This window comes from Agromyces sp. CCNWLW203 (genome assembly GCF_036576125.1).
GTDB lineage: Bacteria > Actinomycetota > Actinomycetes > Actinomycetales > Microbacteriaceae > Agromyces.
Map to the genome: position 1 here is coordinate 595,862 of NZ_JAZHYX010000001.1, position 19,983 is coordinate 615,844.

Here is a 19,983-nt window from a genome sequence, read left to right on the forward strand (position 1 = left end):
CTCACGGGCCAGCGAAAGTCTGAACCGCGCTGATGACCGCAGGAGTGAGGATGACGATGAACATCACGGGCAGCAGGCAAAAGACCAGTGGAAACAAGATCTTCACTGCGATCTTCTGCGCTTGTAGCTCTGCCCGCTGACGACGCTTCAGGCGCATCTCACCGGCCTGGACCCTCAATACGTTGGCGATGGCGATGCCGTATGCATCCGCCTGAATGACGGCGCGAGCGAAACGACGAAGGTCTTCTGAGGACGTTCGCCGTTCGAGCTCCGAGAACCCATCGCGACGAGTCCTGCCGAGGCTCATGTCCTGAAGGACTCGGATGAGCTCGGTTGCGAGGGGGCCATCGTTCCCACGCGCCGCCTTCGCCATTGCCGCGTCGAATCCCAAGCCTGCTTCAACCGCAATCGTCATCTGGTCGAGAGTGTCTGGCAGCGCCAGGGTGATCGCCTGCTGGCGCTCGGTCGCTCGACTATGAAGCATGACGTCTGGGAGGAAGAAGAGGAGCGTCGCGCCGCCGATAGCCAGAACCACCTTGATGGCGGTCGCTCCTCCGACACTGACGAACACGACCCCAAGGAGAACTCCTACGACCGCGAGCACCACCTTCCAGATGAAGAATCCAGAGACATTCCAACCGGCGGGCCGACCGGCAAGGACGAGCTGGCGATCCACCCAGCTCACAAAGCCACGCGGCGACGCCGCCACGAGCGAGACTCCAATCGTTCCGCGCTGAACCGGAACGCCGACGGGCTCCTGGTCGTCGCTCGGGCCTTCATTTGCTCTACGCTTCCCCGCAACGAGGAGGAATACCGCAGTGCCGAGCGCCAACGCTGTCAGCCCCGCAGTCAGGTAGATCAGTGCCTCCGGCATCAGAACTTCACCCTCACCACGGCGGCCACCCAGACGCTCCCGACGATCATGAGGATACTCGCGAGGATCAGCGCAAGAATCCCGATGATGCTCCCGAAGAACGTCGGCAAGTACGTCGGCTGCATGAACGCAAACAACAAGAACAGTGCGATTGGAAGCACGATGAGGATGATTCCGGACAGGCGACCCTCCGCGCTCAGACCGGCGACGAGTCGACGTATTTCATTGCGGGCGCGGATGGTCGTGCTGATCTGCAGGAGGATCTCAGAGAGATTTCCACCGGTCTCGGTGTTGATGGCGACGGCCTGAGCCACCCAATCGAACTCATCGCTCTTCATGCGCTTCGCTGCGAGCGCCATGCCATCGGCAAGGCTCCTACCGAGCCGTGCTTCGTTCGCGACACGGGTGAGTTCCTCACCCATCGGCGCCTCTGCTTCGCGGGCGACAGCTCCAACTGCCGTAGTGAGCCCATGTCCAGCTCGAAGCGAACCTGCGATCAGCTGAAGCGTGTCGTCGATCTGGTCGGCAAATTTCGCCTGTCTGCGCCCAGTGCGCACGGAAAGCACAAACTTTGCGATGACAGGCGTTGCGACAAGGAACAGGAGACCGAGAAAGACCGATGCGCCGTTGCTTAGCCCAAGAACGACGCCCACGAGGGCGGCTACGCTCGCCGCCGATCCGACAACCACGATGAATTGGGACGGCGACGAATGAATGCCGGCGAGTTCGAGCGCCTCCTGGCCGAAGATCCTGCCTCGCCCGCGCGAGACAGCCGAGTCGACCGCCGCTGTCGTGCGTTCCGTGACCTTTGTGAGTGCCGACACGTGTTCCGTCCCCGGCGCAAGGCGGCGATCGCGCGCGACCCGTGGGGCGGGTGGCGCAATCACGAAGAACAGAAGAACGAGCAGCGCGAGCAGCCCAGTAGCCACTCCGAACACGAGCGCAAGTGGACTCATCGGACCTCACCCAACATCTCGCGAAGATCGGGCTGAAACAGCGACACCGGCAATGCAATTCCGTGATCAGCGATTCGCTCCGCGAATCGAGGGCGCACACCGGTCGGCTCGATTCGCCCGAGCAGTCGTCCCTCGTTGTCGAAGCCCGCCGAGTAGTCGAACGTGAAGGCGTCTTGCAGAGTGATGATGTCGCCCTCCATTCCGTGGACTTCGGTGATATGGGTGAGCCTGCGGACGCCGTCCTTGTGACGGCCGATCTGCACAATGATGTCGATCGCCGACGCGATCTGCTCCCGGATGGCGCGCAGCGGCAAGTCCATGCCTGCCATGAGCACAAGGGTTTCCATGCGAGAGATCGCGTCACGCGGCGAGTTCGCATGCACCGTTGAGATCGACCCTTCATGGCCGGTGTTCATCGCCTGCAGCATGTCGAGAGATTCCGCACCGCGAACTTCACCAACGACGATCCGGTCGGGCCGCATTCGCAGCGAGTTGCGTACGAGATCACGAATAGTGATCTCGCCCCTGCCCTCGATGTTCGATGGACGGGACTCGAGTCTGACTACGTGCTCCTGTTGGAGTTGGAGTTCGACTGCGTCCTCGATGGTGATGATGCGCTCATCTCCTGGGATGAACGCCGAGAGCACGTTGAGAAGCGTGGTCTTACCAGTACCGGTTCCGCCCGACACGAGAATGTTGAGCTTGGCACGGACTGCTGCGTCAAGCACAGTCGCCGCCTCGCGAGTCATACTGCCGAAATCGATCAGATCATTGACGGTGTACGGCGTACCTGCGAACTTTCGGATCGTGAGCGATGCACCGTCGACTGCAAGGGGCGGAATAATCGCGTTCACACGAGAACCGTCTTCCAGACGCGCGTCGACGAGCGGCGACGACTCATCGATACGGCGCCCGACTTTTGACACGATTCTCTCGATCACACGTCGGAGCTGCGGTTCGCCTGTAAAACGATGAGACGTCTCCTGCAACCGACCGTTTCGCTCCACGTAGAGCCGATCGAAGCGATTGACCATGATCTCGCTCACAGTCGGGTCGGCGAGCAACGGCTCGAGCGGGCCGTATCCGAGTACATCGGCGCCGATGTCGTCGATCAAACGATTTCGCTGTGCAGTCGAAAGCGCAAGTTGCTCGCCCGCCACGATGTCCGCAAGCTCTGCGCGAGCAAGCTGGTGCAACTGTTCTTCGGTGAGCGAGGCATCGTTCAGCCGACTCCCGATACGTCCGAAGAGTTCCTCGGCAGCCTTCTCCTTGATAGCAGCGAGCGGATCCGCGACGCCCGCCGGTCGTTGCTGCGGCTCCCGGGAGGTCAAATCGACCTGACTCGGTTTCGAGGATGTCTCACCGGGCATCGCCGCTGGCGCGGCAAACGACATCGCGGATGCCCGGACTGTCTCCTCTCCAACTTCCGGAGGAACGGGAGACGTCGCCGTCGATGACTGTGCATCGTCTGGGCTTGTCTCCTGTGCGCGAAGGGCATTCAGCCGATCATTCAGGTTCATTCGATCGCCGCCTTCTTTGGATTTTGCTGCGCTTCGGGAACGCCTCAGGCGCAATGCGAAGCACGATCGAGCGGATCGCTCTCGCTGCGGGATCGCGCACATCATCATGGATGAGTGGCACCCCGCGATTCGACGCAAGCAGAACCGCCGACGACTTCGGAACTTCGACATCGATCGGTGCACCGATGATGTTCTCGACGTCCCGAATGCTAAGGCCACTGTTCTTGTCAGTCTGATTGACAACGATGTGCCGGTTGCTCGGCATGAGGCCGAGTTTCGTGAGTATCTCGAACTCGGTCCGCATCGCGCGGAGGCTCGGTACTCCCATGTTGGTGACGAAGATCGCGTCGGTGACGTGCTCGAGCGCGATGAGCGTGTGCTCCCCCAGCCCTGGAGTCGTGTCCACGACGACGTATCGGAAGCTCGCCCTCAATTGGTCGATGAGGCGTGCAAGTGAAAGCGGCGACACCCGATCACCAAGTTCCGGTGAGGGCGCGCTCGCGACAACGAAGAAGCCGTCCTCATGGTGGGTCAGTGTCGTCTTCAGCACAAGTTCATCGGTCGCGGCTTCGTCCACCGCATCAACAATCGTTCGGGTGGGCGACAGCGAGAGTGCGGCAGTGATGTCACCGAACTGCAGGTCAGCATCAACGAGCACGACCGAGTTCGGAGCGACCTCGGCAAGCCCCGTCGCAAGGTTGATCGCGATGGTGGTCTTTCCCTGCCCACCTTTCGGCGCGATCACGGCGATTGCGTCGGTGGGTGAACCAGCCTGGATCGGCGGGAACTCCCATTCCGGGACGTCGGGGTCTGTTGCGACCTCAACGTCGTTCGAATCGGAAACTGTGGCGACTGAGACGAGCGCTGATTCCGCATCCAATCGGGCAGACTCGATAAACGGCATGTCGTCGATTTCCAGCGCCAACGGCGCGTCGAAGTCGTGTTCATCCGCTCGCCCGTTGGCGATGAGCCACATCGCCAGACGGTCGAGCAGCCCCATTGTGGTCTCATCGCTGGCCTCGGGGCTCAGAACTGCATGCAACTCGAGCTCGTCGACCCAGTCTTCGAGGTCCGAGCGCTGCTCGCGCACCACAATTACGCCCAGCCCTCGGTGCCTTGCTGTCAGCGCCTCGACGAGACCCTTGGTCTCCTCATAGTTCAGCACCGGTCCGAGCAACGCGACGCGCGTGTCCTCCGGTACTCGGTCCATCACGGCCTCCGGGCCGAAGGTGAGAAACTCCCCCGGTACCACAGAGAGCCGCTCGCCGAGCAGGCCCCGGAGCCGGGTCTCGAACTCGGCTGAGCGGCTAACTAGTACGTAGGCGGTCACTAGAACGCGTTGCTTCCAGTCACCGGCGATGTCCCGCTATTGTCGGTCGTCTCGTTCTCCAGCGTGAGCCACATCTGAGCGTAGTTTCCAGCCTCACCCTCGGTGAACCAGACCCAGCGCTCAATGTCGTGAGCGCTGAGCGCAATCGTCAACATGATGTTGTCGCCCGCACCCTGCTCTACTGGTTGTGAATCGGCATCGGCCACCGCGCGAACTGCGCCCTGAACTTTGGTGACAAGCACGCCATGGAACGCGAACTTCGTTGTCGCATCGACGGTGCCCACCAAGCCGATCTTGTCGCCCGCACGAACTTGTCCGCCCACGACTCTGTCCGCCGGGAGCGTGAATGCAACAAGCTGCATCCCATCTGGAACAGCGACATCGCCGCGCGCAGCAAGATCTGCGGGATCCGCAAATCGCGCTTCCAGTAGTTGCTCACCTGGGAGCAGCTCGGCATCGGCGACCAGACCGATTAGTTCGTCGAGGTCGGTCACCGCTCCATCTGCGACGTTTCGCTTCGGCATCGTGCCAACGTCGACGAATTCGCCAACCGTGTCCCCGAGCGTCCCCTTCGGAATGGTCTCCGTGACGACGTAGATCTCAGTCAAGTCAGCGCCCTCAGCTGCACGGGCATCCGCGCTGCGGACATACGTGACGAGAACCAGCGCGCCGATCGCAGCAATGAGGAGAGCGATGATCGCGCCAATAATGCGGGTCTTCATAGGGTTCGGGTCCTTGCTTCTGCAATCAGTCGATGACTCGAACGGCTACCAAGCCGCCATCCGGGCCACCTTCTCCAAGCTCAAAGTCGTCGCCGATCGCAACGTAGCGCTCGAAATAGCCTTGAAGTCCAAATTCGCCGCCTTTGAAACCGGGCGATTTCGACGCCCCTGACAGGTAGCAGTCTGATCCGGACTTGGCGCCGGGCGGATCGCATTTCGCGCTCGCAACGTGGTAGCCCGTGACGAAGAACGCAGCAAAGCGACTGATGTTGTAACTACCCTGATTTCCAGTGCTGTCGGGCGTATATGAGTCGTAGATCGGGATGAGGACCGTCGTACCGATGAGCTTCGTGATGTAGTCGTCGGGGCAGCCGCCTGCCTTTGTGTCGGACTTTCCCGGAACTCCATCCTCAGGAACACCGACCTCCACGAGAACCTGGCAATCAGCGTCGCCGTCATTGTCGACATCATCGCCAGCCAACCATCCGAATCCGCCAGGATACCCGGGCGCGCATTCATCCGGCTTCTTGTCGCCGTTGCCAGGTCCGATCAAGAGCAAAATGAATGGTTCACCTTGTTCTTCTGTCCCAGGGTTGAAATGGCGCGTGAGTTCACACTGAGCAACTGCCAGCGGGATCGTTGTTCCACTCTCGGGGACACCCCACTTCACGGTCGCATCTGCCGTCAACCTAGAGTCGGCCTGAGGATCAAGCAGCGAAGCGAACGGGTGAGGTACGCCGTTGCCGGCGGGTGAGACCGCATCAACGGTCACATTTCCGCTTCGCGTGTTCGCCGTGATCGTTCGGATCACGCCGTCGCTCTTCGTGTCGTTCGCGTTCTTTCCGGCGATGCCAGTCGCGACAGCTCCGGCATTGCCGACACAGCCACCGGAGGTAGAGATGCACTCATCAGCGACGGCGAGCGCTGCAGCATCCGCCCCGTTCTGAAGCTGCGTCTTCTCCCAATATAGGAGCCCGCTATCGACCACGAATGCCAAGCACACGAGCAGCGGCACGGCGAGAACCGCAATGACCACGGCCATAGCGCCGCGCTCATCCTGCGTCTTCCTCAACCGCCGCATCGCATCGTTCCCGTCGCGGACAATTTCGTGCTTCCGGCCAATGCCACCACGAGTCCCGTCAGATCGGTGATCGGTTTCTTCACAACAACGCTCGCTTCAGCCCCCGGCACATTCGAGCATGCTGTCCACGCGAATGTGACCGTCGTCGGTTCTGGGATCAAGTCCTTGGCGCGAGTCTCGGCAGTCGCTCGCGCGGCAGCTTCAGCGACAGGATCTGTGTCGCTATGGTGCACGGTGTAGTACCGGACGGCTTCGCGCGACGCGCTCGTCACGGCGAGCTGTTGGTTGAACACCCAACCGAGATCAGCCAGAACGAACACAATGAAGAGCAGCATCGGCAGGAGCAGGGCGAACTCGACGGCAGCAGCTCCACGATCTCTAGACCTGTTGGGCTTCATTGATGACTCAATTCGGTGCACGATGTCCCGGTCAGCTTTCGCCGACCGGGACCTCGATTAGAAAACTCAGGGGGTGGTGGGCGTGCCGGCGCCACCGAGCTTGTCGACGATCTCCGAGTCGATGAAGTCGCTGATCGGCTGGACCATGAGGACCAGCGCACCGATGATCAGCAGCGAGAGCAAGCCGATGATCAGCGCGTACTCGGTCGCGGTGGCGCCATCTTCGGTACGGAGTGAGTTGATGCGCGCCTGAATGCGCGAGTATGCCTTGAGCATGTCGGGTTCCTTCGGGTTCAGGGAGTTGCTGTGACCGAATGGGTACGTTTCGGTCAGTTGAAGGTATCCGTGCGTACGTATGCAGAGAATGCCCCCCTTCGGGGGCGGATTGCGCCTCTCACGCCGATAACCGCCCAGATCGGCCGGATTTCGCGCACGATGATTCAGCGTGTACCCCACTCTGGGGGTACCGGCCGTACCCCGCGGTGGGGTAGGACGTACCCCGAATTCGGGGTACAACCGGGGTACGCACGCAGGTTTCGACGAGCTCAACCAGCAAGCAAAGGTTTCGACAGGCTCAACCCACAGGGGGGCCGACAAGCACCACCGCAACGAGAGCCCCCACGAGCATCGACGGCCCGAACGGTATCGACCCGCGGAGCGTCACCCGTTTCAGCGCGAGCGCCACGAGAGCGATCACTCCCCCGACGACGAACGCCGCGAGCAACCCGACCAGCCACGCCGACATTCCGAACCAGCCGAGCAGCAGCCCGATCACGAGCGCGAGCTTCACGTCACCCATGCCCATCGCCGCGGGCGAGATGAGGGCCAGCACGAAGTACACGGCGAACATGGCGGCAGAGCCGACGAGCGCCCACACGAGCGACATCCAGTGGCCCGTCGCCCAGGTCGCCGGCACGAGCAACACGGCGACCGCGCCGAGCGCAGGAAAGACGACGGCGTTCGGCAGGCGCTTCTCGGCGAGGTCGACGATCGACAACACCGTCGCGCATGCGGCGAAGGCGAGCAGGGCGGGGAGGATCCAGGTGAGGCCGAACCGCAGGGCGAGGAGGCCGAATACGCCGGCCGTTGTGATCGCGGACGCAAGTCGCAGCGAGCGGAGGGAGGGCCGCGGCATCCGCTCGCTCTTCATCGACCGTTCGGCCCAGGCAGCGAGCGGCCACCAGCCGAGCGCGAAGCCGAGCAGCGTCGCGACGAGAGTCACGACGAGGCTCGGCCAGGCGAAGGGCATGGGTTGGAGCGTAGCGGGTCGCGGGTTTCGAGACGGCCGCGGACGGCCTCCTCAACCCACGAAGTTCGCCTCAACCCACGAAAGCTCACCCACGAAAAAGCGACTACGCGTCGTCGCGCGAGATGTCGACCATCTCGTCGCGGGGCACGACCTTCACGCGCACGCGACCCTCGGCCGAGCCGAGCGCCTGCTCGTGCTCGTCGAGTCGGTGCCAGCCATCGAGGTCGGTCCAGCGGATGCCGCGCGACTCGAGCATTTCGATGACCGACTCCTCTGACGGGGACTCGGGGTCCCACCAGTTGCCGAGGTCGTTGATGAGGTGCTTGATGGTCTCCATGGCATCGGACTTGGTGTGCCCGATGAGGCCGACGGGGCCGCGCTTGATCCAGCCGGTCGCGTAGACGCCGTACATCTGGCGCGCTTCGCCCGTCTGCTTGTCGCGCGTGAGCACCTGGCCCTCGTGGTTCGGAATGACGCCGAACTTCTTGTCGAAGGGGATGCCGGGCAGCGGCGAGCCGAAGTAGCCGACGGCGCGGTAGACGGCTTGCACGGGCAGCTCGCGGATCTCGCCGGTGCCGACCACGCCGCCCTCGCCGTCGGGCGCGGTGCGCTCCCAGCGGATGGCGCCCACGCGGCCCGAGCCGTCGTCGACGAATTCGAGCGGCTTCGCGAAGAAGTGCAGGTGCAGCCGGCGCGACGCCTGGCCGACCTCGCGCTGGCGCCACTGGTTCAGCACCTTGTCGATGACGAAGACCTGCTTGTTGCCCGAGACGGCCGCGCGTGCGGCGTCGTCGTAGTCGAAGTCTTCATCGTGGAGGATCATGTCGACGTCGCGCAGCTCGCCGAGCTCGCGCAGCTCGAGCGGCGTGAACTTCACCGAGGTCGGGCCGCGACGGCCGAACACGTGCACGTCGGTGATGGGCGAGGCCGCGAGGCCGGCCGCGACGTTCGCGGGGATCTCGGTCGACATGAGGTCTTCGACGTGCTTGGCGAGGATGCGCGCCACGTCGAGTGCGACGTTGCCGTTGCCGATGACTGCGGCCGACTCGGCCTCGAGCGGCCACGTGCGCGGGAAGTCGGGGTGCCCGTCGAACCAGCTGACGAACTCGGCCGCGCCGTACGAGCCCTCGAGCTCGGCTCCCGGGATGTTCAGCGAAGCGTCCTTCACGGCGCCGGTCGCGAAGATCACGGCGTTGTAGTGCTTCTTCAGGTCTTCGAGCGTGATGTCTTCGCCGAACTTCACGTTGCCGAAGATGCGGATGTCGCCGCGGTCGAGCACCTCGCGAAGGGCCGTGATGATGCCCTTGATGCGCGGGTGGTCGGGCGCGACGCCGTAGCGCACGAGCCCGTAGGGCGCGGGCAGGTGATCGAAGAGGTCGATCGAGACGTCGAAGTTGCGTTCGGCCTTCAGCAGGATGTCTGCGGCGTAGATGCCGGCGGGGCCTGCCCCGACGATCGCCAGTCTCAGCTTGTTCCTCGTCACGTGCGTGGTCTCTCCATCAGCTCTCGCGCTCGACGACCGTCTCTGCGAATCGTGTGAGCGCCTTCTTCACGCTGCCCTCTGGCAGCGGCGCGAGTGCGTCGACCGCCTCGCGCGCCCAACGGTGGGCCTCAGCGAGCGTAGCGCGCGTGGCTTCGTGTTCCCGGAGTTCGGCGACGATCGCGTCGATCGTCTCCTTCGAGGGCACGATGCGCGACGCCATCGTGTTGGTGTCGATCGGGTCGGCGGCAGCAGCCGGTCCGGTGGTGATGACCACGTCGCGCTCGATGCGCTCGAGCAGTGCAGCGGATGCCGCGTCGGTGGCGGCGTGCTCGGCGAGCCGGAGCATCGGCAGCGTCACGACGCCCGCGCGCAGGTCGGTGCCGGGCACCTTGCCGGTCTCGGCGGGCTGCGGCGAGAGGTCGATGACGTCGTCGACGAGCTGGAACGCCACGCCGATCTTCTCGCCGAACTCGATGATCGGTTCTTCGAAGCCGGGGTCGGCGCCCGAGAAGATGATGCCCGACTGCGCGGCGGCGGCGATGAGCGAACCGGTCTTGTCGGCAAGCACCTGGATGTAGTGCGCGATGGGGTCGTCGCCCGGCTGCGGGCCGACGGTCTCGTGCAGCTGCCCGAGCACGAGTCGCTCGAAGGTGCGCGCCTGCATGCGGATGGCGCCCTCGCCGAGGCCTGCCATCAGCTGGCTGGCGCGTGCGAACAGCAGGTCACCCGTGAGGATCGCGACCGAGTTGCCCCACACCGCTTGCGCGCTCGGCACTCCGCGGCGCCGGTCGGCGTCGTCCATGACGTCGTCGTGGTACAGGCTCGCGAGGTGCGTGATCTCGATGGCTTCGGCCGCGATCACGACGTCGTCGGTGACGCCGGCGCCGAGCTGCGCGGTGAGCAGCGTCAGCATGGGGCGCACGCGCTTGCCGCCCGCCTGGAGCAGGTAGCGCGTCGAGACATCCGCGATGGTGTCGGCGAAACGCACCTCTTGCAGGAGGCCGGCCTCGACGCGATCGAGCCCCGCGTCGATCGCCTTCACCATGGCCTTGTCGGCCGAGGTCGCGAAGACGCGCTCGCTGAGCCCGAGATTGGCGGCGAGCGATGAGCCTCGACGGGCGACCGGGTGACTCGGTTTCACGCTCACTAGCCTATCGGGGTCGATATGCACGGCCGTGCGTCGGCCATGGCGAATCGAACGGGCGCCGATCGCCGCTCAGGCGACGGGCTTCGTCGCGCGGTGCAGGGCCACGACGCCGAGGGTGAGGTTGCGCCACGCGACATCCGCATAGCCGGCCTCGCGAATCCACCCGGCGAGGGTGCGCTGGTCGGGCCAGGCGTTGATCGACTCGTTGAGGTAGTCGTAGGCGGTGTCGTTCGAGCTCGAGAGCTTCACGAGCGGCGGCATGACGTAGCGCTGGTAGATGCCGTAGCCCGTGCGCACGAGCGGCACGGGCGGGGTGGAGAACTCGCAGATGACGAGTCGGCCGCCGGGCTTCGTCACGCGGAAGAATTCGGCGAGCGCCTTCTTGGGCTCGTTGACGTTGCGCAGACCGAACGAGATGGTGACGGCGTCGAACTCGTCGTCGCCGAAGGGCAGCTTCGTGGCGTCGGCCTCGACGAACACGAGGTTCTGAACGCCGGCCTGCCGCTTGCGGCCGACCTCGATCATGCCGGGCGAGAAGTCGGCGGCGACGACGGATGCCCCCGACTTCGCGAGGCTCGCACTCGAGGTGCCGGTGCCGGCGGCGACGTCGAGGATGCGCTGGCCCGGCTTCGGGTCGACCGCCCGGGTCGTCGCGACGCGCCAGAGCGGCGCGTTGCCCACCGAGAGCACGTTGTTGGTGCGGTCGTAGCTCGCGGCGACGCGATCGAACATCGCCGACACCTGGCCGGGCTGCTTGCCGAGATCTGCGCGGGTCATGCCTCGATCCTACGGCGCGCGGCCGGGCGTAGGCTGGGGCGGTGAGTCAGACGGATGGCGCGGCACAGGCCGTGAATGCTCGGCTCGTCGTTCGCACCGTGGCCGTCGATGAGACGGAGCCGCTGATTCCGCGCGCCGATCCGCGGCATCCGCTCGTCTGGATGCGCCGCGGCGAGGGCATCGTGGGGCTCGGCGAGGTCGTTCGCATCGAGACGACCGGCGCGACCCGCGTCGAAGACGCCGCCGCAGCATGGACCTCGCTCGCCGCCCTCGCCGAGATCGACGACCGCGTGGGCCTGCCCGGCACCGGGCTCGTGGCATTCGGCGCCATCGCGTTCGCCGACGAGTCCGAGGCGACGAGCGTGCTCATCGTGCCCGAGCTCGTCATGGGCCGCCGCGACGGGCGAGCCTGGGTCACGCGCATCTCGCTCGACCCGGTCGACGAGGCGACGGATGCCTCCGGCTCCGCCGACGCCGTCGCCGTGCTGCCCGAACCCGCGCCGAAGCGACAGGTGCCCCGCGTGGCGTTCACGCCGGGCTCGCTGCCGCCCGATGCGTACGAGTCCGCCGTGGCCGAGGCCGTGCGCCGCATCGACGCCGACGAGCTCGAGAAGGTGGTTCTCGCCCGCCAGCTCGTCGGCGAACTGCATGAGGACGCCGGGCTGCGGGCCACGATCAACCGCCTCGCAGAGGATTACCCCGACACGTGGGTCTTCGCCGTCGACGGGCTCATCGGCGCGAGCCCCGAGACGCTCGTGCGCGTCGACCACGGCACCGTCTCGGCGCGCGTGCTGGCAGGCACCGCGTCGCGCGGCGCCGGCGAAGCCTCCGACCGGGAGCGGGCGCTCGCCCTCGCGGCTTCGGAGAAGGACCGCGCCGAGCACGCCCTCGCCGTCGAGAGCGCCGTGAAGCGGCTCGCCCCGCACACGGCCCGCCTCGACACGAGCCCCGAGCCCTTCACGCTGCAGCTGCCGAACCTCTGGCATCTCGCGACCGACCTCAAGGGCACGCTCGGCGACGGCTCGAGTTCGCTCGACCTCGTGCGGGCCGTGCATCCGACGGCCGCGGTCGCCGGCACCCCGCGGCGCATCGCGCTGCGGGCGATCGCCGAGCTCGAGGGCTTCGACCGCGGTCGGTACGCCGGCCCGGTGGGCTGGATCGACGGCGACGGCGACGGCGAGTGGGCGATCGCGCTGCGCTGCGCACAGGTCGACGCCGACGGCACCGTCACCGCATATGCCGGTTGCGGCATCGTGCACGACTCGGTGCCGGCCGACGAGCTGGCTGAGACCGTGATGAAGTTCCGCCCGATCGTCGAGGCCTTCGGCGGCTAACTGGCGGCGAGGCGCGCCTGCTGTTCGGCGACGTCGTAGTCGGCCTTCGGCCACTCGAGCCGCATGCCCTCGAGCGCGTCGATCAGCAGGTGCTGCACGGCCAGCCGCGCGTACCACTTGCGATCGGCGGGCACGACGAACCACGGGGCATCCGTCGTCGCCGTTCGTTCGAAGACGAGCTGGTACGCCTTCGCGTACTCGTCCCACAGCAGTCGCTCGTCGACGTCGCCGGGGTTGAACTTCCAGTGCTTGTCGGGTCGGGCGAGCCGCTCGGTGAGGCGCGCCTTCTGCTCGTCGCGCGAGATGTGGAGCATGACCTTGATGATCGTCGTGCCGGTGGCGGTCAGCTCGGCCTCGAACTCGTTGATCGCTCCGTAGCGCCGCTCGATCTCGTCGGGCGAGGCGAACTCGCGCACCCGGCCGATGAGCACGTCTTCGTAGTGCGAGCGGTCGAAGACGCCGAGCATGCCGGGACCCGGCGTCTGCTTGTGTACGCGCCAGAGGAAGTCGTGCTCCAGCTCTTCGGGTGTCGGCTTCTTGAACGCGGCGAGCTGCACACCCTGCGGGTCGACGGCGCCCATGACGTGCTTGACGATGCCGCCCTTGCCCGCCGTGTCCATGGCCTGCAGCACCAGCAGGATGCGCCGCTCGTCGCCCATGCGGCTCATCGCGAAGAGCTGCTCCTGCAGCTCGGCGAGGATCTCGGCACCTTCGGCGAGCGCCTTCTGCCCGTCGGCCTTGTCGCCGTCGAAGCCTGGATTCGCCCGCGTGCCGGTCTTCGACAACTCGAACCCCTCGCCGACGCGCAGCAGGTCGGCGGGATCGGCGGTCCAGTACGTCTCGCGGCTCATGGGTCCATGATGCCGAGCGAGCGGATGCCGCGGCAAGGGTCAGCGCGGAAGCGGAACCTCGAGGATCGACGGCCCGTCGACCCGGGTGCCGAGCGCGTCATGCAGCTCGGAACGCGTCGTCGCCCGCGTATACGCCCAGCCGTATGCGCCGGCGAGCGCCGCGAGATCGACATGCTGCGGCGTGAACTGCACGCGGTCGAAGGCCTCAGCCGGCGCGGATGCCGCGACCTCGAGCGAATCGAAGATGGTGCCGCCGCCGTCGTTGCCGACGATGAGCTGCACTCGGGGTCGATGCTCACCGTCGCCGAGGAGCATCGAGCCGACGTCGTGCAACAGGGTGAGATCGCCGATGACGGCGCGGGTCACGCCGCCCCGGGCTGCGTTCGGCGCCGGTGCGGCGAGCGCCGCGGCATCCGCTTCGCCCGAGCCCGAGCCTGAGCCTGAGCCCGCTCCCGACGACGGCGACGGCGAGGCCTCGCCGGTCTCCCCCGGAAGGGCCGACTGGCTTGCGATCGCGATGCCGACGGCCGTCGCGACCGTGCCGTCGATGCCCGCGAGCCCGCGATTGGCGTGCACGGGGATGCGGCGACCGGGCACCGCTCGGTCGGCGTCGCGGATGAGTCGAGAGGCGCCGAAGAGGAGCCGGTCGTGCGGCCAGGTCGCCGACCACACGGCGTCGACGAGCATGCGCCGGGTGACCGGTGCCCGCATCGCGGCGAGCTGCGCCTTCATGTACTCGCGCTGGGCCTCGAAGTCCGACGCGTGCCCGGTCTCGTCGACGCCGTCGCGCTGCAGCGGCATCGTCGGTAGCCCGGCGTCGACGAGCATGCGACTCGCCCGCACCCAGCGGCCGGTCCATGCGCGCTCCTCACTGCTCTGCTGGCGCGACTCCGTGTGCACCGCGCGTTCGAACCGGGCGACGCGGCGGCCGGGATTGAACCACTCGATGCCCCACGGAGCCACGACGATCGTCTCGACGCCGTCGCGCTGCACGAGGGCGGGCACCTCGCGCGAGAGGGTCGGGTGTCCGAAGACGACGACACGCTCGATCTCGTCGCCGAAGCCCGGCTCGGCCATCAGCTCGCGATAAGCGACGACGAGGTTCGGCCCGAAGTGGGCGCCGCTCGAGACCTCGGCGATGAGCGGCCATCCGCCGTCGCGGGCGAACTCCTCCGCGCCCGGGCCGGCTCCGGCACCGGCCACGACGATCGTGCGGGGGCCGGGCTCGATGAGGGCGCTATGCGATGCCGGTGGTCGAGCAGCGAGCGCAGCGAGCGTCTCGAGACCATCACCTGGGGCGGGTCTCGAGACGCGCTCTCCTCCGTCGGGCGCTCCTCGACCCGCGAACGAGATGGCCGCAGACAGCGGCTCCCGCAGCTGGAGGTTCAGGTGCACGGGGCCGGGGCCGGGATGCGGCACGAGCTGCCCGTCGCCGTCGCGACCGAGTGCGGCGGCGACGGCCTCGCGAGCGAGGCGCGCCGCGGCATCCGCTTCACCGGGTGCACCTTCGGGAGCGGCGACGTCGCGCTCGAGCCGCACCGCGCCGGCGAAGATGCCGGGCTGCATGGTCGTCTGGTTCGAGCGGATGCCGCGGAGTTCTGCCGGGCGATCGGCCGAGAGCACGATCAGCGGCACGCCCGAGTGATGCGCCTCGAGCACTGCGGGGTGCAGGTTCGCGACGGCCGTTCCCGACGTCGTGATGACCGGCACCGGGCGACCCGACTCGACCGCGAGGCCCAAGGCGAGGAACGCGGCGCCGCGCTCGTCGATGCGCACGTGCAGGCGCACGGCGCCCGCACGCTCGAGTTCGGCGGCGGCGAGGGCGAGCGCCTGCGACCGTGAACCCGGCGCGACGACGAGATCGACGACGCCCTCACGCACGAACGCCGTGAGCAGGGCCAGCGCGCTGTCGCTCGCGGGGCTCGCTACGGGTGACCGGTCGGGCTCAGCCATTCGGCCGGCCGGACGGACCGGGCTCACCCGGCGTCTCGGGGGTGTCGGGCCGCTTGCGTTCGGTGCCGGCGGTGCCGTCGGGCTGCGCGTCGTCGCCGGACGCGGCGTCGCGGTCGAGTTCGGCGAGCTCCTGCTCCATGCGGCGGATGCGCTCGGCCTGCTCGGCCTCGCTGCCGAGACGGCGCAGGAAGTCGGCGTCGTCGTCGGGAGCCACGGTGCGGTTGCGACCGCTGGGAACGCGGCCGGCACGACCCCGCCCGATGATGAACCAGAGCAGTCCGCCGATGATCGGCACGAAGAGGATGACGACGATCCACCAGCCGCGGCTCAGCCCGCGAACCCGTGAACGGTCGAAGAAGGCGCAGTCGGCGACGGCGTAGATGGAGAAGACCACCGCGGCCACGATCAGCACCACGTACAACCGCACCATGGCCCCAGTCTAGGCGTGCGGGCGGGGTTCCCGGCTGTGAGTGCGCTCAGCCGGGCCGACCTAGACTGGTCGGGTGAAATCCGTGCCCGTCTGGATCTGGTACACCGCGCTGCGGGTGCTGCTGTTCGCCGTACCGCTCGCAGTGCTCCTGATCGCGGGCGTCGACGTCTGGGTCTCGGCGGCGGTCGCCGCACTGTTCGGGCTGAGCGCGTCGCTCATCTTCCTGCGCCGGGCGCGCGATGCCATGTCGAGCGACCTCTACGCCGCCCGCCACCGCGAGACGCCCGTCGTGAACACCGACGACGAGGCCGAAGACGCCGCGATCGAGCACCGCGCCGACGAGCGCTGAGCCTCTCCCGGACGACCTGATCAGAGCGCGAACGCCAACCCGAGCCCGATGCCGTAGACGAGGGCCGTGAGGCTCGCGAGCTGCAGCGCGAGGATCAGCTCTCGCGGAGTCTTCGCCGTGAGCACGATGAGGCAGGCCGGCAGCGCCGCGAGCAGGCCGAACATGACGAGCCACGCCGTCGGGTAGAGCAGTGCGAAGAACGCGACGATCCCGAACGGCACGAGCATGAAGACCGTGAAGAGGATGCGCCCCGCGAGCGGGCCGACGAGCACGGCGAGCGTGCGCTTGCCCGCCACCTTGTCTTGCACGACGTCGCGCAGGTTGTTGGCCATGAGCACCGCGCACGCGATGAGGCCCACGCCCACGCCGCCCACCCAGGCCTCGAAGTTCACGGTGAGCGCCTGCACGAACGCAGACCCGGCCGTCGCGACGAGCCCGAAGAACACGAAGACGAACAGTTCGCCGAGACCGTAGTAGCCATACGGATGCTTGCCGCCCGTGTAGAACCAGGCGGCGACGATCGCCACCGCACCGACGGCGAGCAGCCACCACTGGCCCGTCACGATCGTGAGGGCGAGGCCGGCGATCGCCGCGAGCGCGAAGAAGCTCAGCGCGACGGCGAGCACCTGCTTCGGCCGCGCGGCGCCCGAGCCGGTGAGACGAGCGGGGCCGACCCGGTGCTCGTCGGTGCCGCGCACCCCGTCGGAGTAGTCGTTGGCGTAGTTGACGCCGATCTGCAGCGCGAGCGCGACGACGAGCGCGAGCAGCGCCCGCGCGGGGTGCCACGGCCCGTCGGGGATCGCGACGATGCCCGCGCCGGTGCCGAGGGCGACGGGTGCGATGGCGAGCGGCAGCGTGCGCAGCCGCGCGCCCGACACCCAGTCAGCCGCCGTGGCGCGGTCGCGCACGCCGGGCGTGGTGCCGGGCTTCGCCGGCGTCGCCGCTCCGCGAGCGGCCTTCGCCGGGTTGCCGCTGCGACCGGGCGGGCGGGACTTCCCGGCGAGGTCGGCGGCGGGGTTCAGTCGTTCGGGTTTCGGGCGGGCCACACGAACATGCTAGTTCGCGCGCCGCGCCGAATCCTCGGTGCCGGGCGTGCTCGCCGTGCCCGCCGACTCGGCGAGCAGTGACGCGAGACGTCGCCGGTCGGGCTTGCCCGAGGCGAGCTGCGGCAGGGTGTCGAGTCGCAACAGCCACACGGGCCTGGCGGCGGGCACGAGCCCCGCGGCATCCGTCGCTGCCGCCAACTCGACAAGACCAGCGGATGCTGCGGCATCCGCCACCGTGACCGCCGGGCGCTGGCCCCACTCCGCGTCGTCGACGGCGACCACGACGGCCCCGGCGAAGCCCGGGATGGCGCGCACGGCGCGTTCGACCTCGCCGAGCACGACCTTGACCCCGCCCGAGATGATCACGTCATCCGCACGCCCCGAGATGCGCAGGCGACCGTCGGCAGCGAGTTCGCCGAGGTCTCCCGTGCGATACCAGCGCGTGCCCCGCCGATCGGTCGGGAAGGTCACGGCCGTGCGCTCGGGGTCGCCGAGGTACCCCTCGGCGAGCATCGGTCCCGAGAGTTCGACGAGGCCGTCGACGATGCGGACCCCGACGCCGTCGAGCGGACGACCGTCGTAGACGCACCCGCCGGCGGTCTCGCTCGAACCGTAGGTGCGCACGATCCGTGCGCCGAGCTCCTCGGCCCTGGCCGCGAGCTCGGGGGCGAGCGCCTGTCCGCCGACGAGCACGGCGTCGAAGCCGCGGAGCGCCGCAGCCACGAACGCGTCCCGATCGGCGCGGTCGACGATGCGGGCGAGCTGTACGGGCACGAGCGAGGTGTAGCGCGGTGCGTCGGCACCGAGTCGGGCGGATGCCGCGGCGAACGCCTCCGCGCTGAACGGCCCGTCGGCCGCGAGCACGGGTGACCCGCCGCCGAGGATGGAACGGACGAGCACCTGCACACCCGCGATGTAGTGCCCCGGCAGCGCGAGCACCCAGCGCCCGTGACCGTCGAGGCGGTCAGCCGTCGCGTCGGCGCTCGCGATCAGCGCGTCGGCCGAGAGCATCACCCGCTTCGGGGCATCCGTCGACCCGCTCGTCTCGACGACGAGGGCCACATCGTCGTCGACTTCACCGGGTTGAGGAGGGCGCCCAGCGCCCGTCTCGACACCCGGCGCATCGGGAACCGGCCAGACGGCGTCGCCGCCGCCGAGCGCTTCGCGGAGGGCCGAGGTCAGCTCCGCGACATCCGCTGCTCGAACCCGACGAAGTGGTTTCACGGGCGCCACCCGCACCGCATGAGCCGGTGACCCGTAACCGGCATCAGTAGTGCCACGGGTAGGGACCCCAGTCGGGGTCGCGCTTCTCGAGGAACGCGTCTCGGCCCTCGACGGCCTCGTCGGTGCCGTAGGCGAGGCGCGTCGCCTCACCGGCGAAGACCTGCTGGCCGACCATGCCGTCGTCGACCGCGTTGAACGCGAACTTCAGCATGCGCACAGCGGTCGGCGACTTCGTGAGGATCGTGCGGGCCATCGCGATCGCCTCGCGCTCGAGCTCGGCGTGCGGCACGACCCGGTTCACGGCGCCCATCTCGTACGCGCGGTCGGCCGAATACTCCTCGGCGAGGAAGAAGACCTCGCGGGCGAACTTCTGCCCGATCTGGCGGGCGAAGTACGCGCTGCCGTAGCCGGCGTCGAAGCTGCCCACGTCGGCATCCGTCTGCTTGAAACGGCCGTGCTCGCGGCTCGCGATCGTCAGGTCGCAGACGACGTGCAGGGAGTGCCCGCCGCCCGCCGCCCAGCCGGGCACGACCGCGATGACGACCTTCGGCATGAAGCGGATGAGCCGCTGCACCTCGAGGATGTGGAGGCGCCCGACCGCCGCGTGCCCGTGCGGATCCGCAGAGCCCCCAGCGCCGTCGACGATCGCCGTCTCGGCGTCGGAGTACTTGTACCCGTCGCGCCCGCGGATGCGCTGGTCGCCGCCCGAGCAGAACGCCCAACCGCCGTCTTTCGCGCTCGGCCCGTTGCCGGTCAGCAGCACCACACCGATGCGCGGGTTCGTGCGCGCGTCTTCGAGGGCGCGGTAGAGCTCATCGACGGTGTGCGGCCGGAAGGCATTGCGCACCTCGGGCCGGTGGAAGGCGATGCGCGCGATGCGCCCGTCGTTCGAGTGATGGTAGGTGATGTCGGTCAGGCCGCCAGCACCGGCGACAGCGGATGCCGCGTCGGTCCACTCGCTCGCATCGAACAGGTCAGACACCGCTGCGCTCATGCCCCAAGCCTATTCCGCGCGTGCACGCTAGAAGCCGAGCAGCGCCCCGCCGTAACTCGCGACGACGACCACGACCGTGATCACCGCAGCGGTGATGGGAATCAGCGCCGCGATCACGAGCATCACTCCCCCGACGCCGATGAGCACGTTCTTCGCGACCGGCTCCTCGGCGACCTCGACACCCTCGATGCCGAGCTGCTGCAATCCGTCCATTCGCACCCCTTCGTGGGCGTTCACCATAACAGGCCGACATCCCGGCGACCCG

21 protein-coding genes are annotated in these 19,983 nt (G+C 67.5%); 2 read left to right on the forward strand and 19 right to left on the reverse strand.

The genetic code is table 11. The features are described 5' to 3' along the window. Position 1: 1 nt before the first annotated feature. From VPH61_RS02715 to VPH61_RS02770, 12 genes are all read right to left on the reverse strand, one after another. Entirely contained in the window at positions 2 to 874 is an 873-nt protein-coding gene (locus tag VPH61_RS02715; protein WP_332061979.1) for a type II secretion system F family protein, read from the reverse strand. Next, entirely contained in the window at positions 874 to 1,812 is a 939-nt protein-coding gene (locus VPH61_RS02720; RefSeq protein ID WP_332061980.1) for a type II secretion system F family protein, read from the reverse strand. Before VPH61_RS02720 ends, VPH61_RS02715 begins: the two co-directional genes overlap by 1 nt. Positions 1,813 to 1,826: 14 nt before the next feature. Beyond that, positions 1,827 to 3,350, reverse strand: a complete 1,524-nt coding sequence (locus tag VPH61_RS02725; RefSeq protein ID WP_332061981.1) for a CpaF family protein — start codon at positions 3,348 to 3,350, stop codon at positions 1,827 to 1,829. Further along, positions 3,337 to 4,680 carry an AAA family ATPase gene (locus VPH61_RS02730; RefSeq protein WP_332061982.1) on the reverse strand — a complete coding sequence of 448 codons (1,344 nt, stop codon included), beginning with the start codon at positions 4,678 to 4,680 and terminating at the stop codon, positions 3,337 to 3,339. The genes VPH61_RS02725 and VPH61_RS02730 overlap by 14 nt, the downstream gene beginning before the upstream one ends. Further along, positions 4,680 to 5,402 (reverse strand): Flp pilus assembly protein CpaB, encoded by a 723-nt coding sequence (locus VPH61_RS02735; RefSeq protein WP_332061983.1) that lies wholly within the window; start codon positions 5,400 to 5,402, stop codon positions 4,680 to 4,682. The genes VPH61_RS02730 and VPH61_RS02735 overlap by 1 nt, the downstream gene beginning before the upstream one ends. A gap of 25 nt (positions 5,403 to 5,427) precedes the next feature. After that, entirely contained in the window at positions 5,428 to 6,444 is a 1,017-nt protein-coding gene (locus VPH61_RS02740; RefSeq protein ID WP_332061984.1) for a pilus assembly protein TadG-related protein, read from the reverse strand. A 26-nt stretch (positions 6,445 to 6,470) separates the two neighbouring features. Beyond that, positions 6,471 to 6,881, reverse strand: coding sequence for a TadE family protein (locus VPH61_RS02745; protein ID WP_332061985.1), 411 nt, complete (start codon positions 6,879 to 6,881; stop codon positions 6,471 to 6,473). A 66-nt stretch (positions 6,882 to 6,947) separates the two neighbouring features. Next, complete coding sequence (locus VPH61_RS02750) at positions 6,948 to 7,157, reverse strand: Flp family type IVb pilin (RefSeq protein WP_332061986.1); 210 nt, start codon at positions 7,155 to 7,157, stop codon at positions 6,948 to 6,950. Positions 7,158 to 7,455: 298 nt separating this feature from the next. Continuing rightward, positions 7,456 to 8,130 (reverse strand): prepilin peptidase, encoded by a 675-nt coding sequence (locus tag VPH61_RS02755; RefSeq protein WP_332061987.1) that lies wholly within the window; start codon positions 8,128 to 8,130, stop codon positions 7,456 to 7,458. A 103-nt stretch (positions 8,131 to 8,233) separates the two neighbouring features. Further along, positions 8,234 to 9,613: an FAD-dependent oxidoreductase gene (locus VPH61_RS02760; RefSeq protein ID WP_332061988.1), complete on the reverse strand. Its 1,380-nt coding sequence runs from the start codon at positions 9,611 to 9,613 to the stop codon at positions 8,234 to 8,236. A gap of 16 nt (positions 9,614 to 9,629) precedes the next feature. After that, positions 9,630 to 10,754: a polyprenyl synthetase family protein gene (locus VPH61_RS02765; RefSeq protein WP_332061989.1), complete on the reverse strand. Its 1,125-nt coding sequence runs from the start codon at positions 10,752 to 10,754 to the stop codon at positions 9,630 to 9,632. 75 nt (positions 10,755 to 10,829) lie between these two features. Next, positions 10,830 to 11,537: a class I SAM-dependent methyltransferase gene (locus VPH61_RS02770; protein ID WP_332061990.1), complete on the reverse strand. Its 708-nt coding sequence runs from the start codon at positions 11,535 to 11,537 to the stop codon at positions 10,830 to 10,832. Positions 11,538 to 11,578: 41 nt separating this feature from the next. On the opposite strand from VPH61_RS02770, the gene VPH61_RS02775 reads away from it, so the two are divergent. Then, a complete protein-coding gene (locus tag VPH61_RS02775) occupies positions 11,579 to 12,871 on the forward strand; it encodes an isochorismate synthase (protein WP_332061991.1) in 1,293 nt (430 codons plus the stop codon). Here VPH61_RS02775 and VPH61_RS02780 read toward each other — a convergent pair. The 3 genes from VPH61_RS02780 to VPH61_RS02790 are packed head-to-tail and all read right to left on the reverse strand — an operon-like array spanning position 12,868 to position 16,105. Continuing rightward, positions 12,868 to 13,722, reverse strand: a complete 855-nt coding sequence (locus VPH61_RS02780; protein ID WP_332061992.1) for a polyphosphate kinase 2 family protein — start codon at positions 13,720 to 13,722, stop codon at positions 12,868 to 12,870. The two genes, VPH61_RS02775 and VPH61_RS02780, sit on opposite strands and share 4 nt — an antisense overlap. A 39-nt stretch (positions 13,723 to 13,761) precedes the next feature. Continuing rightward, entirely contained in the window at positions 13,762 to 15,675 is a 1,914-nt protein-coding gene (gene menD, locus VPH61_RS02785) for a 2-succinyl-5-enolpyruvyl-6-hydroxy-3-cyclohexene-1-carboxylic-acid synthase (RefSeq protein ID WP_332061993.1), read from the reverse strand. Then, entirely contained in the window at positions 15,668 to 16,105 is a 438-nt protein-coding gene (locus VPH61_RS02790; RefSeq protein WP_332061994.1) for a PLD nuclease N-terminal domain-containing protein, read from the reverse strand. Before VPH61_RS02790 ends, menD begins: the two co-directional genes overlap by 8 nt. Positions 16,106 to 16,178: 73 nt before the next feature. On the opposite strand from VPH61_RS02790, the gene VPH61_RS02795 reads away from it, so the two are divergent. Then, positions 16,179 to 16,454, forward strand: a complete 276-nt coding sequence (locus VPH61_RS02795) for a DUF4229 domain-containing protein (protein WP_332061995.1) — start codon at positions 16,179 to 16,181, stop codon at positions 16,452 to 16,454. A 20-nt stretch (positions 16,455 to 16,474) separates the two neighbouring features. Here the strand turns inward: VPH61_RS02795 and VPH61_RS02800 are convergent, their stop codons facing one another. Genes VPH61_RS02800 through VPH61_RS02815 form a run of 4 tightly spaced genes read right to left on the reverse strand, consistent with a single transcriptional unit; the run spans position 16,475 to position 19,931 of the window. Further along, on the reverse strand, positions 16,475 to 17,500 hold the full coding sequence (locus VPH61_RS02800; RefSeq protein WP_442879042.1) for a 1,4-dihydroxy-2-naphthoate polyprenyltransferase: 1,026 nt from the start codon (positions 17,498 to 17,500) through the stop codon (positions 16,475 to 16,477). Between the two features lie 9 nt (positions 17,501 to 17,509). Then, positions 17,510 to 18,724, reverse strand: coding sequence for an AMP-binding protein (locus VPH61_RS02805; RefSeq protein ID WP_332061996.1), 1,215 nt, complete (start codon positions 18,722 to 18,724; stop codon positions 17,510 to 17,512). A gap of 43 nt (positions 18,725 to 18,767) precedes the next feature. After that, complete coding sequence (locus VPH61_RS02810; RefSeq protein ID WP_332061997.1) at positions 18,768 to 19,718, reverse strand: 1,4-dihydroxy-2-naphthoyl-CoA synthase; 951 nt, start codon at positions 19,716 to 19,718, stop codon at positions 18,768 to 18,770. A gap of 27 nt (positions 19,719 to 19,745) precedes the next feature. Next, positions 19,746 to 19,931, reverse strand: a complete 186-nt coding sequence (locus VPH61_RS02815; protein ID WP_332061998.1) for a hypothetical protein — start codon at positions 19,929 to 19,931, stop codon at positions 19,746 to 19,748. Between the last annotated feature and the right edge of the window lie 52 nt (positions 19,932 to 19,983).